Below are 244 nucleotides of genomic sequence, written 5' to 3' on the forward strand. Positions count from 1 at the left end.
GTACATGCCGCCGGCGCCGGAGAGCACGTCGTCACCGCTGCTACCGATCAGCGAGTAGGCATGAGCGCCGTCTTCGCTGCCGCCGAGCGTGGTGTCGAAGGCGACTTCGACGAAGCTGCCATGACCGCCGTCAGCCGTCTGGTAGCTGCCTTCCGAGAGGATCGTCTGGCCGTTGATCGAGGTGTTCGATGCCGCAGCGTCCAAGCTGATGCTGGTGATGTGCTGGTCGGCAAGGCTCGAAAGC

At 64.3% G+C, this 244-nt stretch carries 1 protein-coding gene; it reads right to left on the reverse strand.

What is annotated here, in order from left to right; genetic code table 11:
• The coding region (locus ACCC94_RS30470; RefSeq protein ID WP_413353268.1) for a hypothetical protein at window positions 1-244 on the reverse strand (244 nt) is incomplete at both ends.

It is taken from the genome of Pseudomonas sp. Pseusp97, assembly GCF_047304025.1.
In the GTDB taxonomy this organism is placed as follows: Bacteria; Pseudomonadota; Gammaproteobacteria; order Pseudomonadales; family Pseudomonadaceae; genus Pseudomonas.